Source organism: Levilactobacillus spicheri DSM 15429, assembly GCF_001435095.1.
GTDB lineage: Bacteria > Bacillota > Bacilli > Lactobacillales > Lactobacillaceae > Levilactobacillus > Levilactobacillus spicheri.
This window is the reverse complement of record NZ_AZFC01000003.1, coordinates 47,587-62,646: the sequence shown is the minus strand read 5'-3', so window position 1 is coordinate 62,646 and position 15,060 is coordinate 47,587. Positions and strand designations below refer to the sequence as shown.

General features: G+C 54.8%; 13 protein-coding genes. 1 reads left to right on the top strand and 12 read right to left on the bottom strand.

The window, feature by feature from the left end; genetic code table 11:
• Positions 1–6 precede the first annotated feature (6 nt).
• The 12 genes from rimP to rpsB all read right to left on the bottom strand — a co-directional run bounded on the left by rimP (position 7) and on the right by rpsB (position 14,046).
• Entirely contained in the window at positions 7–480 is a 474-nt protein-coding gene (rimP, locus tag FD37_RS01790) for a ribosome maturation factor RimP (RefSeq protein ID WP_045807914.1), read from the bottom strand.
• Between the two features lie 127 nt (positions 481–607).
• Positions 608–880 carry a hypothetical protein gene (locus FD37_RS01785; RefSeq protein WP_056963044.1) on the bottom strand — a complete coding sequence of 91 codons (273 nt, stop codon included), beginning with the start codon at positions 878–880 and terminating at the stop codon, positions 608–610.
• Between the two features lie 223 nt (positions 881–1,103).
• The gene (locus tag FD37_RS01780) at positions 1,104–5,441 is read right to left on the bottom strand and encodes a PolC-type DNA polymerase III (RefSeq protein WP_056963042.1); all 4,338 of its coding nucleotides are present in this window, start codon (positions 5,439–5,441) and stop codon (positions 1,104–1,106) included.
• 73 nt (positions 5,442–5,514) lie between these two features.
• Positions 5,515–7,227, bottom strand: coding sequence for a proline--tRNA ligase (locus FD37_RS01775; protein WP_056963040.1), 1,713 nt, complete (start codon positions 7,225–7,227; stop codon positions 5,515–5,517).
• A gap of 31 nt (positions 7,228–7,258) precedes the next feature.
• A complete protein-coding gene (gene rseP, locus FD37_RS01770; RefSeq protein ID WP_056963038.1) occupies positions 7,259–8,536 on the bottom strand; it encodes an RIP metalloprotease RseP in 1,278 nt (425 codons plus the stop codon).
• A gap of 88 nt (positions 8,537–8,624) precedes the next feature.
• Positions 8,625–9,413, bottom strand: a complete 789-nt coding sequence (locus FD37_RS01765; protein ID WP_056963037.1) for a phosphatidate cytidylyltransferase — start codon at positions 9,411–9,413, stop codon at positions 8,625–8,627.
• A gap of 28 nt (positions 9,414–9,441) precedes the next feature.
• Positions 9,442–10,221: an isoprenyl transferase gene (locus FD37_RS01760; protein WP_056963034.1), complete on the bottom strand. Its 780-nt coding sequence runs from the start codon at positions 10,219–10,221 to the stop codon at positions 9,442–9,444.
• A 101-nt stretch (positions 10,222–10,322) separates the two neighbouring features.
• A complete protein-coding gene (locus tag FD37_RS01755) occupies positions 10,323–10,745 on the bottom strand; it encodes a hypothetical protein (RefSeq protein WP_045807921.1) in 423 nt (140 codons plus the stop codon).
• A 28-nt stretch (positions 10,746–10,773) separates the two neighbouring features.
• The gene (gene frr, locus FD37_RS01750; RefSeq protein ID WP_045807922.1) at positions 10,774–11,331 is read right to left on the bottom strand and encodes a ribosome recycling factor; all 558 of its coding nucleotides are present in this window, start codon (positions 11,329–11,331) and stop codon (positions 10,774–10,776) included.
• A 5-nt stretch (positions 11,332–11,336) separates the two neighbouring features.
• Complete coding sequence (gene pyrH, locus FD37_RS01745; protein WP_045807923.1) at positions 11,337–12,062, bottom strand: UMP kinase; 726 nt, start codon at positions 12,060–12,062, stop codon at positions 11,337–11,339.
• Between the two features lie 148 nt (positions 12,063–12,210).
• Positions 12,211–13,095, bottom strand: coding sequence for a translation elongation factor Ts (gene tsf, locus FD37_RS01740; protein WP_045807924.1), 885 nt, complete (start codon positions 13,093–13,095; stop codon positions 12,211–12,213).
• A gap of 147 nt (positions 13,096–13,242) precedes the next feature.
• Complete coding sequence (rpsB, locus tag FD37_RS01735; protein WP_056963032.1) at positions 13,243–14,046, bottom strand: 30S ribosomal protein S2; 804 nt, start codon at positions 14,044–14,046, stop codon at positions 13,243–13,245.
• 236 nt (positions 14,047–14,282) lie between these two features.
• On the opposite strand from rpsB, the gene FD37_RS01730 reads away from it, so the two are divergent.
• Positions 14,283–15,008, top strand: a complete 726-nt coding sequence (locus tag FD37_RS01730; RefSeq protein ID WP_056963030.1) for an HAD family hydrolase — start codon at positions 14,283–14,285, stop codon at positions 15,006–15,008.
• The last annotated feature ends 52 nt before the right edge of the window (positions 15,009–15,060 follow it).

The window sequence follows — 15,060 nt, the reverse complement described above, 5'->3', positions numbered from 1 at the left end:
TTAACTTTAGAACTTGATGGCTAGCCGAGCTTGGGCAATCCCCTTGCGCGGAATCTCAAACGTTTTGAACCGGCCCTTTAAGTTCACCTTCAGGTAGAGGGTTTCGGCGGTCAGCTTTTCCAGCGTTCCTTCGTAAACCTTGCTGGCCCCAATCTTTTGGTAGAGTGACACGTGGATGTAATCGCCCACGGCCCGGTCGAAGTCTTCCGGCTTCTTCAGTGGCCGTTCGGCACCCGGTGACGACACCTCCAAGAAATACGCTTGTGGAATGGGATCTGGATCGAGCGCGTCTAACTTCTCCGATACTTCATCACTCACTAAAGCACATTCTTCAATGTTGATGCCTCCGGGCTTATCGATATAGATCCGCAGGTACCAGCTCTTGCCTTCCTTGACGAATTCGACATCCACCAGGTCAAACTGATGATGAGCGACGATGGGTTGCACCAAATTCGTTACGGTCTCGACGACAGTACTCAAATATATTCCGCCTCCTACATTTTTCCATTAAAAAGAGTGAGCATTGACTGCTCACTCATTTAAAAAACGAGTTTAACTACATTCTTAACTTTACTACAAGTACCGCGGGATTGCAACTATTGCGCGGTTACTCGCAAGTTGCCAGGATCAGGATGAAGCCCGCAATGGTAATAAATTCGAACACCAAGAAGTTTAACTGGGTCAGCTCCATGCGCCGCAGCTGCACGACCTTGACCACCGTCAGTGCGAACGCAACCGCGAAGTACGCGATGACCAACACCAAAAATGGCGTCGCGGCGACACTCGTCAATAACCCACAAAAAACATAGCCCAACACAATTAAACAATAACCTGCAAAGAAGATCCAACCATCTGGTAACCGGGTAAATTGCCGTAACATGGTGAACACCTACTTTCGTGATTGTCCATGACGTGACCTACTGGAATTCCTCACATCCAGTATACCATATTCCAACGTTATTGTAAGCGCTTACCACGACTTAAACCCGGCAAATACGGGGTCCGTCCCAACGGCTGATTGCTCCAAAAAAACCGGCGCACGAGTTGGGGCGGCGTCCCGCAGGACCCGTCTCAACCGTGAACCGGTTTAAAGTTGCTTTCGCCTACATCATGTCATCGAAGAGGCTGAGTTGATTTTCGTCCGGCAAGCCTTGCAGCACACCGTTTTCGGTCATAAAGTCAATCAGGGTCTTGGAAACCTTCCCCCGCTTGGCCAGATCTTCCTTCGAGATGAACGGCCGGTCGTTCCGGGCCGCCACAATCTGCTTCGCCACGTTCAGGCCCAGACCAGGGGCCGAACGGAACGGAGCAATCAGGGTATCCCCCTCAATGATCCAGTCCGCCGCGTCCGACTTGTTCAGGTCGATCATCTTGAACTTATAGCCCCGTTCCAACATTTCGTTGGCCAGTTCCAGGACCGTCAAGAGATTCTTGTCCTTCGCGGAGGCGTCCATCCCCTGGTCATTGATGGCCTTCATGGCCGCCTTGACCGCGTTCTTGCCCTGCGACATGGCCACGATATCGAAATCGTCGGCCCGCACGGAGAAGTACGCCGCGTAGTAAATGATCGGGAAGTAGACCTTGAAGTACGCCACCCGCAACGCCATCAGCACGTAAGCCGCCGCGTGCGCCCGGGGGAACATGTACTTGATCTTCAGGCAGGAATCGATGTACCACTGGGGTACCTCGGTCTCGCGCATCTTCTCTTGCCACTCGTCCTTGATGCCCCGACCGTGCCGGACCTGTTCCATGATCTGGAACGAGGTTTCGGAGTCCAGCCCATAGTTGATCAAGTCGGTCATGATGTTATCCCGACACCCAATCACGTTGGCGATGGTGGCGGTCCCGTTCTTGATCAGCTCGTCGGCGTTCCCCAGCCACACGTCGGTTCCGTGAGACAGCCCGGAAATCTGCAGCAGTTGTGAGTAGTTCTTCGGATGGGTCTGTTCAAGCATCCCCCGGACGAAACGGGTCCCGAATTCGGGCACCCCAAGCGTCCCGGTCTTCGACTGGATCTGTTCGGGGGTGACGCCCAACGAATCCGTTCCGGAGAACAGGGCCATGACCCCCGGATCATCCATCGGAATGGTCGTCGGGTCGACCCCGGACAAGTCTTGCAGCGTCCGGATCATGGTCGGATCATCGTGTCCCAGAATATCGATTTTCAAGATGTTATCGTGGATCGAATGGAAATCGAAGTGGGTCGTTTGCCAGGCCGCGTTCTGGTCGTCGGCCGGGTACTGGATCGGCGTAAAGTCGTAGATATCCATGTAGTCCGGCACAACGATGATCCCGGCCGGGTGTTGACCGGTCGTCCGTTTGACCCCGGTCGCGCCCTTGGCAAGGCGGTCCACCTCGGCCCCCCGGAATGTCTGCTCCGTGTCCCGCTCGTAGGCCTTCACGTACCCGTAGGCCGTCTTATCGGCCACGGTACCAATGGTTCCGGCCCGGTACACGTTCTTTTCACCGAACAGGACCTTGGTGTAGTTGTGGGCGATCGGTTGGTAGTCCCCCGAGAAGTTCAAATCGATATCGGGGACCTTGTTCCCCTTGAAGCCCAAGAAGGTTTCAAACGGGATGTTGTGGCCGTCACCGATCATCAACGTGCCACACTTGGGGCACTTCTTCTCTGGCAAATCGTACCCGGAACTGTACTCTCCCTTAGTGTAGAAGTGGGAATACTGGCAGTTCGGGCAGCGGTAATGGGGCGGTAAGGGGTTGACTTCGGTAATTCCGGTCAAGGTCGCGACCAGACTAGACCCCACGGACCCCCGGGACCCAACCAGGTACCCGTCCTTATTGGACTTGGCTACCAGCCGTTGGGCAATCAGGTAAATCACGGAGAACCCGTTTCCGATGATCGACTTCAGTTCCCGGTCGACCCGGTGTTGGACCAGTTCGGGCAACGGATCCCCGTACCAGGCGTGGGCCTGGTTCATGGTCCGTTCCCGAATTTCATCTTCGGCCCCCTCCATCCGCGGCGTATACAGCTTATCCTTTAACGGATGGATCTCGTCGATCTCGTCGGCGATCTTTTGGGTGTTGGTGACCACGATCTCCTGTGCCGTGGCCGCGTCCAGAAAGCTGAACTGTTCCAGCATTTCGTTGGTCGAGAGGAACGGTACCGGTGGCAATTCCTGCCGGTTCAGGGGATTGGCTCCCCCTTGCGAATGGATCAGGATCTTGCGGTAGATGGCGTCGACGGGGTTCAGGTAATGGACATCCCCGGTCGCCACCACCGGCTTGTTCAGGTCGTGCCCCAACTGGATCATGTTTTGAATGATTTCGTGGAGATGATCCGTGTCGGCAATCAGCTTAGAATCCAGTAATGGCTGGTAGGCCTGCGGTGGTTGAACTTCCAGGTAGTCGTAGTACTTCGCCTTAGCGGCCGCCTCGACCTTCCCCTTTTGCATCATCGCCGTGAAGACCTCACCGGACGAACAGGCCGAACCGACTAACAGGCCCTCACGGTAATGGTCGAGCACGCTACGGGGAACCCGCGGGACCCGGTAGAAGTAGTCCACGTTCGAGGCCGAGACCAGCTTAAAGAGGTTCTTCAGCCCCGCTTGCGTCTGGGCATAGATGATGGCGTGGTTCGGGCGGGCGTGCTTATACGCATCGTTATCGGTCATGTGGTCGTTCAATTGGTCGTGGAACTGCACGTGGTACCGTTCTTCGGCATCCTTCAGGAACAGATAGTTCAGGTGCCCTGTCGACTCGGCATCGTAGACCGCTCGGTGATGGTGCTCCAGGCTGACGTGGAAGCGTTTGGCCAACGTGTTCAACCGGTAACTCTTTAACGTCGGGTACAGCCACCGGGCCAGGGTCAGCGTATCGATGATCGGGTTGGCAATCTCGTCCATACCGTGCCGCTGGTACCCGGTGTTCATGAACCCCACGTCGAACGTGACGTTATGTCCCACGATGATGGCGTCGCCGCAGAACTCGCGGAAGGCCTTGAATACCTCTTCTTCGGTCTTCGAGCCGGCCACCATGTCGTCCGTGATACTGGTCAGGTTCGTGGTCTGTTCGGACAACGGGAACCCGGGGTCGATGAATTCCTCGAATTGGTCGATCACGTTTTTGTGTTGCATCTTGACCGCCGATAGTTCGATGACCTTGTCGTAAATCGCCGAAAGGCCGGTGGTTTCCACGTCGAAGACCACGTAGGTCGCGCCGTCTAAGGGCACGTGGGCACTGTTGTAGCCAATCGGCACCCCATCGTCCACCAGGTTGGCCTCGACCCCGTAGAGCATCTTAACGCCCGCCTTAGAGGCCGCATTGAAGGCCGCCGGAAATCCCTGGACGTCGGCGTGATCGGTGATCCCTAGCGCGGGCATCCCCCACTTCTGGGCCTGCTTCACGTAGTCGCCGATGCCGTTCGTCGCGTCCATCTGGCTCATGTTCGTGTGCAGGTGCAGTTCGACGCGTTTCTGGTCGGCGGGCTCCGTGTCCTGTCGACTGGCGTGCTTTACCTCGTTGATGTCGTAGGCGTTGAGCGCCAGGTCACGCATGAAGCTGTCTTCCTGGACGCTTCCCCGGACCTTGACCCAGCTGCCCTCTTCGACACCGGCAAATTGGGCCTCGTCCTCGGCACCCCGGGAGAACTTCTTCACCACGATGGAGGAGGTGTAGTCGGTGATCTTCAGGGTCAGCAGCTGCCGTCCCGAACGCAACTTCCGGACCTCCTTGTCGAAGACGTACCCTTCGATGATGACGGAGCGTTCCTCCTGGGTGATATCGACCATCCGCATGACCGGCTGGTCGCCCTTGATGGTCTTCCCAATCTGGGTCGGACCGCTGGCGGCCACCACGTCACCGTCGCTTTGCCGCTTCTGGTTGGCCTTGGCGATGGCCGCGGCCGCCTGCTGAGCCAACTGGGCGTCCGTCTTTTCTTGACGGGCCTTGAACTCATCGATCTTGGCCTGTGACTTGGACTCGTCGATCATGACCACGATGTTGAACTTCGGGAACCCCGCCTGGCGGTAGGTCGCCTCCAGGGGCCCGAGGGCCTGGTTCTGCAGGAAGTTCTTCATGACCTCATTTTGCGCGTACAGCAGGACCCGGCCGTCGGTATCCAACTCGGGGACCTGCGACTGGCTCAGATCCTGAACCAGGTTATTGGTCAACCCGCTGTGCTTGACCACCCAGGTCCAATAGTCCCCCAGTCCCCGGCTGGTCAGCTGGGGATTGGTCACCTGAATCGTTGCGCTGACCGTGGCGATTTCGTGAAAGGCCAGTTGTAAATGCTGTTGAAAGGTGACAAAGGTCGTAAACGGCAGGATCTCCGGGAAGCGCAGGGTAAAGTGCCAGCGCCGGGATTGCTCGTGCACCGTCAACTTCTCCAGGGTCGCCTGTTGAAACGTCGGCTGATCCGCAACATCCGTTAAATCTAATTGTTGTAAGAGTTTTTGAAATAAACTATGACGATCTTCGGCCACAAGAAAACTCCTCTCTACTCACCCACGCGTCTAAAAAAGACCAGCAATACCAGCTGGTCTTTTCGTGGCGTGGCTAGTCAATGTCTTTGAATAAAATCTCAAGGGTGCTAGCAACTTCGTCTTTAATGACTTCGACCGTTTCGCCGGTCTTCCGAATCTTGATTTCAACGATGCCGTCGCTGGCCTTCTTACCGACGGTGATGCGCATCGGAATCCCCATCAAATCGGAGTCGGCGAACTTCACACCGGGGCGTTCCTTACGATCATCGGTCAGGACCCGGTAACCGGCGGCCGTCAGCTGTTGTTCCAGCTCATCCGTCAGGTCGGCTTGGTCGGCCTTCTTCAGGTTGACCGGAATCAGGTGAATGTCGAACGGCGCGATGTTCCGTGGCCAAACCAGGCCCTTATCGTCGGCCCGTTGTTCGGCGACGGCGGACAGCAACCGGCTCACACCGATTCCGTAGCACCCCATCACAACGGGTTTTTGCCGGCCGTTTTCGTCTAAGACCGTGGCCCCTAAGGCATCGGAGTACCGGGTCCCCAGCTTGAAGATGTGACCAATCTCGATCCCCTTCGTGAACTTCAGGACCCCGGCACCATCGGGAGACAGGTCGCCCGGTTGAACCGTCCGTAAGTCGGCGTAAGCGTCGATCCGGAAGTCCCGGTCCACGTTGGCGTTAATGTAGTGATGGCCGTCTTCGTTGGCGCCCACGGCCACGTTGACCATGTCGCCCACGTACTGGTCGGCTAAGATCTTAACGTCTTCTCCGACCCCAACTGGCCCGAGGGACCCAAAGTTGGCCCCCAGGTAATTCTGCGCGTCTTCCGGCGTTGCCGGTTCCAAGAAGTCGGCGCCCAGGTAGTTCTTCAGCTTGACGTCGTTGACTTCGTGGTCCCCACGAACCAAGACCATCACGGGTTGGGTCTTGTCCGCCATGTAGAGCATGCTCTTGACCAACGTTGAAGCGTCCACCTTCAGGAAGGCCGCCAAGTCGTCGATACTCTTCACACCCGGTGTGGTGATCTTCTCCAGATCCGCTAAGGCCGCGTGGGACTTCTTGCTGATAAAGAGGCTCTTCGCCATCTCCAGGTTAGCCGCGTAGTCGGAGGAGTCGGAGTAGGCAATCGTGTCTTCCCCGACCGGTGCGATGGCGGAGAATTCCTTCGAATCCTGGCCGCCCATGGCCCCACCGTCACCCACGATGGCCCGGTAGTTCAGGCCGATCCGGTCGAAGATCCGTTCGTAGGCGCCTTCCATCTGGCTGTAGATCCGATCCAGATCGGCATCGTCCAGGGAGAAGGAGTAGGCATCCTTCATGATGAACTCCCGGCCCCGTAACAGACCGTATCGGGGACGGTCTTCATCCCGGTACTTGGCTTGGATTTGGTACATGACTAGAGGCAACCGCTTGTAGGACTTCACGGCGTCGCGCACCAGCATGGTGTACGTTTCTTCGTGCGTCGGGGCCAAGATAAAGTCACTGTCATGACGGTTCTTGAACTTAAACAAGTTGGGACCGTACGTGTCGTAACGACCGGATTTCTGCCACAAAGAAGCGGGTAAAACGGCGGGCATCAAGGTCTCCACCGCGTCGATCTTATCCATTTCCTCGCGAATGATTGTTTCAATGTTGGTCAGTACCCGAAAGGCTAAGGGGAGATAGGCGTACATCCCCGCGGTCACCTGACGAATATACCCCGCCCGCAACATCATTTGATGGCTGAGCGCTTCCGCATCATTCGGCACCTCTTTGAGGGTCGGAATCAGTAGTTTTGATTGCTTCATAGTCAAATATTCCCTTCTCGTAACGTCCTAATCATCGAATAAAGTAACGTTCGATATCATTCCAGGTTACCAACAGCATCAAGAGGACCAAAAAGGCCACCCCGACCAGGGTAATCCCCGCTTCCACATTTTCCGATAATGGCTTACGGCGAATGGCTTCAATTAGGTTTAATAATATTTTACCACCATCCAAAGCCGGAATTGGCAGTAAATTAACAATTGCTAGGTTCAATGACAGGAAGGCCAGGAAGTTCAGGACCCCGACCAACCCAAATTTCGTGGCTTGCGAAGTCGTCGCAAAGATGGCCACGGGTCCCCCCAGGTCATTCAGGCTAAAATGCCCGGAAACCATGTGCCACAGCGCACCAAATAACGCCTTGGTCATGGTCCAGGTCTGCGTGAAGCCGGACAAGAGAATCGTCCCGACCCGCTTATCCTGCGCCTGGGTAATCCCAATCATGCCGACCGTCTTGCCGTTCGACTTTTCGCCCTTCGGCGTTAAGGTCACCCGCTTGGTCGTTTTGCCCCGTTGAATGGTGACCCGGGTGGCTTGGTTCGCCCGCGGCTGAATGGCCTGACTCAGCGCCGTCCAATCCTTGGTCGCCTTGCCGTTCACGGCAATGATCTTATCGTTATTGCGAATCCCCGCCTGCTTGGCGACCGAGACCGGCGCTGATGCAACCTGAATCTGGTTGGTCCCCATCGCGACACCGCCCTGAACGACCGCCATCAGCATGAAGGTCACGATGGCCAACAGAATGTTGTTCATCGGCCCCGCAAAGTTGGTCATTAAGCGCCGGCCCAACGTGGCCGACGGAAATTGAACGTCCTTCGGCGCGATGCGCAGTTCGGTCCCGTCACTTTCGATGATGGTGGCGTCGTGATCGACCGCAAAGCGCTTGACCGCCGACTCGTCACCATTCTCATACCCTTCGATCCACAGCTCGTTCTCCAAATCAGTGGCCGTGACCTCTAAGGGAATTCCGTTAAATAACGTCGATTTTTTGCTGGTATTGATCCGTTCGACCGTCTCGTTCTTGCCGAGATACAAGCTCACCGGGGTCCCCGGCTTCAGCTCCTCTTCGTCGTCCTCAGCGCCGGCCATGCGCACGTAGCCCCCCACCGGTAACAGTCTCAGGGTGTACGTCGTGCCGTCCTTTCCGCGGTGATAGACCAGCTTAGGGCCCATCCCAATCGAAAATTCACGTACCAGGATGCCGCCGCGCTTGGCAAAGTAAAAGTGCCCGAATTCGTGCACGATCACGAGGATCCCGAAGACGATGATAAAGGTAATAATCGTTTTAATCACAGATGTCGTCCCTTCTTCAATCCGTAGTCGTTCTTGCTGCTCTTTAGCATACCTTAGCACCTGCACCGACGCAAGCGAACGTGTCGGCTTAAATCAGGCCAAAGAGATGAATGACCGGAAGAACTAACAGTAAACTATCAAACCGGTCTAAAATGCCCCCGTGGCCCGGTAAAATCTTCCCGGAGTCCTTGACGCCGTAGTAGCGTTTCAACGCCGATTCGACCAAGTCCCCCAGTTGACCCACGATGGAGAAGATCAACGTCAAGATCACCATGGTCGTTAAGCTGTGCCCGCCAAAGGGGAAGAAGTACCAGAAGATGGAGACGACGATGGTCGCGACCACCGTGCCCCCCACGGACCCTTCCCAGGTCTTGTTCGGGCTAATGTGGGGCGCCAACTTGTGCCGGCCTAGTTTCCGGCCGATCATGTAGGCCCCCGAATCCGTCAACCAAACGATAAACAGTGCGTACAGCAGCGCCACTAAGCTCACGGCCCGGGCCGCCACGAAGAAGTGGAACCCGATCCCGATATACAACATGCTCAGGGTAATGACCCCGGCGTCGTCAAAGGAGAACCGGTTCCGGGAGAAGACCGTCCGCACCAATAACAACAGCACGAACAAGTACACGATGTACCAGGAATTCAGGTACTTCGGGAGTGCCGACAACCATCCCGTCGGGGCAATCACCACCAGGATCCCTAGCCCCGAGATAATCGCTTCCGGACTGACCAATAATTTTTTACGCATAATCAGCACTTCCGACAGGGCCACTAGTCCTAAGACAAATGCCGCAATGTCGACCCAAATGCCACCGGCGATAATAATTGGAATGAAAATAAGTAACGCCACGATCGCCGTGATAACCCGTTGTTTCATCTTACATGCTCCTCATCATCCATAGATTTTAGGCCGTCGTCAACCCGCCAAAGCGACGATGCCGTTGTTGATACTGATAAATGGCCTCTTCCAACGTGGTCTGATCGAAGTCCGGCCAATGTTGGGCCATGAAGACAAATTCACTGTAGGCCACCTGCCACAACATGAAGTTGGACAAGCGTTCCTCGCCGCTGGTCCGAATCAAGAGGTCCGGGTCCTGGAGGTCCCCCAGGTCCCCCGTCATCAGGTTCTGGCTCAGGAGCGCCTCGTCGATGGCCGTGGGGTCTAAGGTGCCCGCTTGGACCTGTTGGGCTAACCGTTGCACGGCAGTCACGATTTCCGCGCGGCCCCCGTAGTTCAGTGCAAAGTTCAGCACCATGCCGGTACAATCCTTGGTCGCGGCGATGGCGTCCCGCACGGCCTTTTGCGTCGCGTCCGGCAGGTCTTCCGTGTAGCCCATGACCTTCACCCGAATGTTGTTCTTGATCAGATCCGGCACAAACGTTCCGAAGAAGTCCACCGGCAACTTCATCAAGTAGTTGACCTCCGTTGTGGGCCGCTTCCAATTTTCCGTTGAGAACGCGTAGAGCGTCAACACTTTGACGCCCAGATGACTGGCGGCCTTGGCCACCGTCTTCACGGTGTTCATGCCCTGCTTATGCCCCGCAATCCGGGGTAAATGGCGTTGCTGGGCCCAACGCCCGTTACCATCCATGATAATTGCGACGTGAGCAGGAATGTTGGCTTCGTCGAGTTGCCGTTCGGCCACTTCACCAGTTGTTTGATCTTTACTTAAAAATGAGAACACAGCGCACCTCCATTGCTCTTTACAACCTCTCATCTTAACAAAAAAAGGGCTAGGATACTATCCTAGCCCCAAAATTGTGCGAAATCTTTAGCTTTGAGCGATTACTCGATTAACCGCCATTCACCGCGTTTCGCGTCCACTAACGTGCCAAAATAGCTCAACAGGTTGTTTGCATCGTCGGCGCTCACTTGCCCCAACAGATTTAACCCTTCTCCCGTTGGTAGCGGATCGGATAAGTCGGTGATTTCATTGCCGTTTTCGATGGTGGCCTTGGAGAACGCCACGATCCAGTCATCGCCAATCAATTGCGTGACCACGAAAAACAGGTTGAACTTGTCACTGACGAACGCCGGTTGGGCGTAGACGCCGTCTTGGATCTGTTCCAATTCGGCCCCGTTGTAGTTCAACACCGAGACGTTTTCGGCATTGACCGGGTTGTTTAAACGAAAGACCATCTTCCCAAATTCCTCGGAACCGGGGGTGATTTCAATGTTTTCTGGTTCTTGTTGGTTATCTTCTGCCATAATCCAGCACTCTCCTTCGTAAACGACCTTAGTCGGTCATAACTTCCTTTTCCTTCTCAGCAGCAATCGCGTCGACACCCTTGATGGCCTTGTCGGTCGCCTTCTGAACTTGGTCTTCCAAGTTGTGAAGTTCATCGTCGGTGTAGTCGCCGTTCTTGTGGCCCTTCTTCAGGCTGTCCATGGCTTCACGCCGAACGTTCCGCACAGCGACCTTGCCCGTCTCGGCCGTGGCCTTGACCTGCTTGGCGATTTCCTTCCGCCGTTCCTCGGTCAGTTGTGGAATCACCAGCCGAATCGCGGATCCATCGTTGGACGGGGTGATGCCCACGTCGGATTCCAGGATTCCGCGTTCGATGTCGTCCAGAGCGGACTTGTCAAACGGGGTGATCATCAAGACCCGCGGTTCGGGAATCGTGATCGAGGCCACCTGATTCAGGGGCGTCTGCGTCCCGTAGTATTCCACCATCACCCGGTTTAAGATGCTGGCGTTGGCCCGGCCGGCCCGAATCGTTCCTAATTCACGTTTGAGCGCGTCTTCGGCCTTTTGCATTTTAGTTGATGCGGTTGAAATAATCTGATCTGCCATCCTTATTACCCCTTACTATAGACTGTCGTACCAATATTGGCACCTTCAACGACCTTCCGGATGTTCCCCGGCTTGTTCAGGTTAAAGACCACGACGGGAATGTCGTTGTCCATCGAGAACGAGCTGGCCGTGGTGTCCATCACGTGTAAGCCCTTGTTGATGATGTCCAGTTGCGTTAACTTATCAAACTTCACGGCCTTGGGATCCTTGTTCGGATCGGCCGAGTAGATACCATCGACGCCATTCTTCGCCATCAAGATGGCATCGGCGTTGATTTCGGCTGCCCGCAATGCGGCCGTCGTATCCGTGGAGAAGTACGGACTTCCCGTGCCCCCAGCGAAGATGACCACGCGGCGCTTCTCTAAGTGCCGAATGGCCTTGCGCCGAATGTACGGCTCGGCGATCTGTCGCATCTCGATCGACGTTTGAACCCGCGTCGGCACCCCGATGGATTCCAGGTTATCCTGCAATGCCAGGGCGTTCATAATGGTGGCCAGCATGCCGATATAGTCGGCTTGGGCGCGTTCCATGCCCATCTGAGAACCGGCGACACCGCGCCACATGTTCCCACCGCCAACGACGATGGCAATCTGAATGCCCAGGTTATAGACATCCCGAATTTCCTCTGCTACCGTTTTAATTACGGGTGGATTGATCCCAAATCCCTTGTCTCCGGCCAAAGCCTCGCCACTGAGCTTGAGCATAATCCGTTGATACTTTACGTCCGCCATGCTGTTTCCTCCTATTATATTCTGAGAACAATTCTATCATATTCCCAGGGTTAGTGATAGTCAGGGGTGATGAAATCACGATTTCGTTAGAAATTTGCTCATAAGAAAAGCGTAGTCTGCCACCGCAGCCTACGCTTTTGTCGGTTCATTAACCGTTGATTTGGTCTTGAACTTCCTTAGCTAAGTCAGTCTTAGGCTTTTCGATACCTTCACCAACTTCGTAACGGACAAAGTTGACCAACTTGCCACCCTTGCTAGCAACGAATTGACTAACCGTTTGGTCGCCATCCTTGACGAAAGGTTGGTCAGCTAAGCTGATTTCGGACAAGAACTTGTGCAAACGGCCTTCGACCATCTTTTCAACGATCTTTTCAGGCTTGCCTTCGTTCAGGGCTTCTTGCTTCAGCACTTCGCGTTCGTGGGCCAACCGGTCGGCTGGAATGTCGTCCTTGGAGACGAATTCTGGGTTGATGGCGGCAACGTGCATTGCCACGTCCTTAGCCGTTGCTTCGTCAGCACCGTCTAAGACCACAACAGCAGCGATTTGGCCGCCTTGGTGTAAGTAAGCACCAAAGACTTGGCTGTCGGTCTTCTTGACCACAGCGAACCGCCGTAATTGAACGTTTTCGCTGGTAACTTGCGTGGTCTTAACGATGGCTTCTTGAATGGTTTCGCCATCCGCCGTCTTCAAGGCCAAGGCAGCGTCTAAGTCAGCAGGTTCTTGCTTGGCAATCGTTTCACCGATCGAATCAACCAAACCGTTGAACGTGTCGTTCGTTGCCACGAAGTCGGTTTCGGAGTTCACTTCGATGATCGCCGCATCGTTGCCGTTCACAACGACCTTGGCTAACCCGTTAGCAGCCACGTTGCCGCTCTTCTTCTTCGCCTTCGCAATTCCCTTTTCACGCAGGAAATCGATGGCCTTGTCCATGTCACCTTCGGAAGCGACCAGGGCCTTCTTTGCGTCCATCATGCCGACTTGCGTCTTGTCACGTAATTCCTTAACTTGTGCCGCAGTAATCTTGCTTGCCATGTGTAATGGCCTCCTTTAAAAGTATCTGTTTCAGTCACCTAAAAAAGGCTGGCCTAATCTCAGGCCATGTACGGTCCTAATTAAGCCAGCCTAAGGTGCTTTAAAGCATATATTTGGAAAGTACCGCGAACGGTACCCCGCATTTAATTACTTGTTGTCGCCTTCAACAGCGTTCACGATGTCTTCCATGGAGTTGTCAGACTTAGCCTGACCGTCCTTGGCAGCGTCATCCTTCTTGCCTTCGAAAGTCTTTTCGTCGACTTGGTCTTCACCTTGACGACCTTCCACAATGGCATCAGCCATCTTAGAAGTGATCAGACGAACGGCACGGATAGCGTCATCGTTAGAAGGAATCACCACGTCGATGTCGTCAGGGTCGGTGTTGGTATCAACCATGGCAACGATCGGGATGTTCAACTTTTGTGCTTCATGAACCGCGATTTGTTCCTTACGTGGGTCAACGATGAACATCACATCTGGTAACTTAGGCATGTCTTCGATCCCGCCTAAGAACCGTTCCAACTTGTCGGTTTGCTTCTTCAACAAGGAAACTTCCTTCTTAGGTAAGATGTCAAACGTCCCATCGGTTGCCATCTTCTTCAAAGACTTCAGACGCTTGATCCGCGTTTGGATCGTGGTCCAGTTGGTCAACGTCCCACCTAACCAACGGTGGTTAACGTAGTATTGACCGGCCCGCGTAGTTTCTTCTTCGATTGAATCTTGGGCTTGCTTCTTAGTCCCAACAAAGAGAACAACGGCACCCTTAGATGCTTCGTCCTTCATGTAGTTGTAAGCAGCGTCGATCAACTTCACCGTCTTTTGTAAGTCGATGATGTAGATGCCGTTCCGTTCCGTAAAGATGTATTGCTTCATCTTTGGGTTCCAACGACGCGTCTGGTGACCAAAGTGGACACCGGCTTCAAGCAGTTGTTTCATTGAAATAACAGCCATGTTAAAATGCCTCCAAATAGTTTTTGATTTCCTCCCCGACGCTCACACGCCCGCAGAACTCTTTCGAGCACTCCTGCGGTCATCACGTCAGGTGTGAATTGGCGCATACGCACCGACAGTTATTATACAAAACTCACTAAGTAAACACAAGACTAACTCGTTAAAAATTTAAGAAAAATTGGCAAACTGCCGGAGTTGTGATAAACTGCTTAGGACTTAGACAGGAGGAAACGCACATGATAAAAGCGGTCGTCTTCGATGTTGATGACACGCTCTATGACCAAAAGGCGCCCTTTGTGGCCGCCCTCGCGCCGATCGTTCAGCTTCCATCCAGTTTTGATCTGACCCCGACGTTTCAAGCCTACCGCCGGCAAAGTGCCCAGGCCTATGCCCGGGTCGCCAGCGGCAGCTGGTCGACCACCGAAATGGCGGTCCGTCGGCTCAACGCCGCCCTGCATGCCCAGGACCTGCCCCCGGTAACGCCGGAGGCCGCCCTCGCCTTTCAGGAGGCCTACGTCCGAGAGCTCCAGCATATCAAGCTCTTTCCCGGCTTAGCAGCGGCCCTCGATCGACTTAAGGAACGTTATCAACTGGGCATCATTACCAACGGCCACACGGACCATCAGTTGGCCAAGGTCATGCGGCTCAAGATGCACCAATGGATCGACCGGGACGCCATCCTCACCTCGGAAGAGGCCGGGTTGGCCAAGCCCGATCCACAGATCTTCACCACCATGAACCGTCGCCTGAACCTCCGCGCGAGCGAGAGCGTCTACATCGGTGATTGCTACAGTATGGACGTCAAGGCCGCTAAGCAAGCTGGCTGGCAGGCATTCTGGTTCAACCACCGAAACTTAGAGATTCCGGATGGCGACTGGATTCCCGACCAGACCGTCGAGAACCCCGCCGAGTTGCAGGACCTGTTACTGGCCCTCACGACCCTGACCAAGGCGTCATTTTAAAAGGTGTGACCCGCAGCGAAGGCTGTGTCGTCACACCTTTTTTTCATAGAAA

What these genes read in the sequence shown, in the direction of transcription:
- FD37_RS01785 (WP_056963044.1), bottom strand. Translation starts at nt 880, where the DNA reads ATGTTACGGCAATTTACCCGGTTACCAGATGGTTGGATCTTCTTTGCA.
- FD37_RS01775 (WP_056963040.1), bottom strand. Translation starts at nt 7,227, where the DNA reads ATGAAGCAATCAAAACTACTGATTCCGACCCTCAAAGAGGTGCCGAAT.
- FD37_RS01765 (WP_056963037.1), bottom strand. Translation starts at nt 9,413, where the DNA reads ATGAAACAACGGGTTATCACGGCGATCGTGGCGTTACTTATTTTCATT.
- FD37_RS01755 (WP_045807921.1), bottom strand. Translation starts at nt 10,745, where the DNA reads ATGGCAGAAGATAACCAACAAGAACCAGAAAACATTGAAATCACCCCC.
- frr (WP_045807922.1), bottom strand. Translation starts at nt 11,331, where the DNA reads ATGGCAGATCAGATTATTTCAACCGCATCAACTAAAATGCAAAAGGCC.
- pyrH (WP_045807923.1), bottom strand. Translation starts at nt 12,062, where the DNA reads ATGGCGGACGTAAAGTATCAACGGATTATGCTCAAGCTCAGTGGCGAG.
- tsf (WP_045807924.1), bottom strand. Translation starts at nt 13,095, where the DNA reads ATGGCAAGCAAGATTACTGCGGCACAAGTTAAGGAATTACGTGACAAG.
- rpsB (WP_056963032.1), bottom strand. Translation starts at nt 14,046, where the DNA reads ATGGCTGTTATTTCAATGAAACAACTGCTTGAAGCCGGTGTCCACTTT.
- FD37_RS01730 (WP_056963030.1), top strand. Translation starts at nt 14,283, where the DNA reads ATGATAAAAGCGGTCGTCTTCGATGTTGATGACACGCTCTATGACCAA.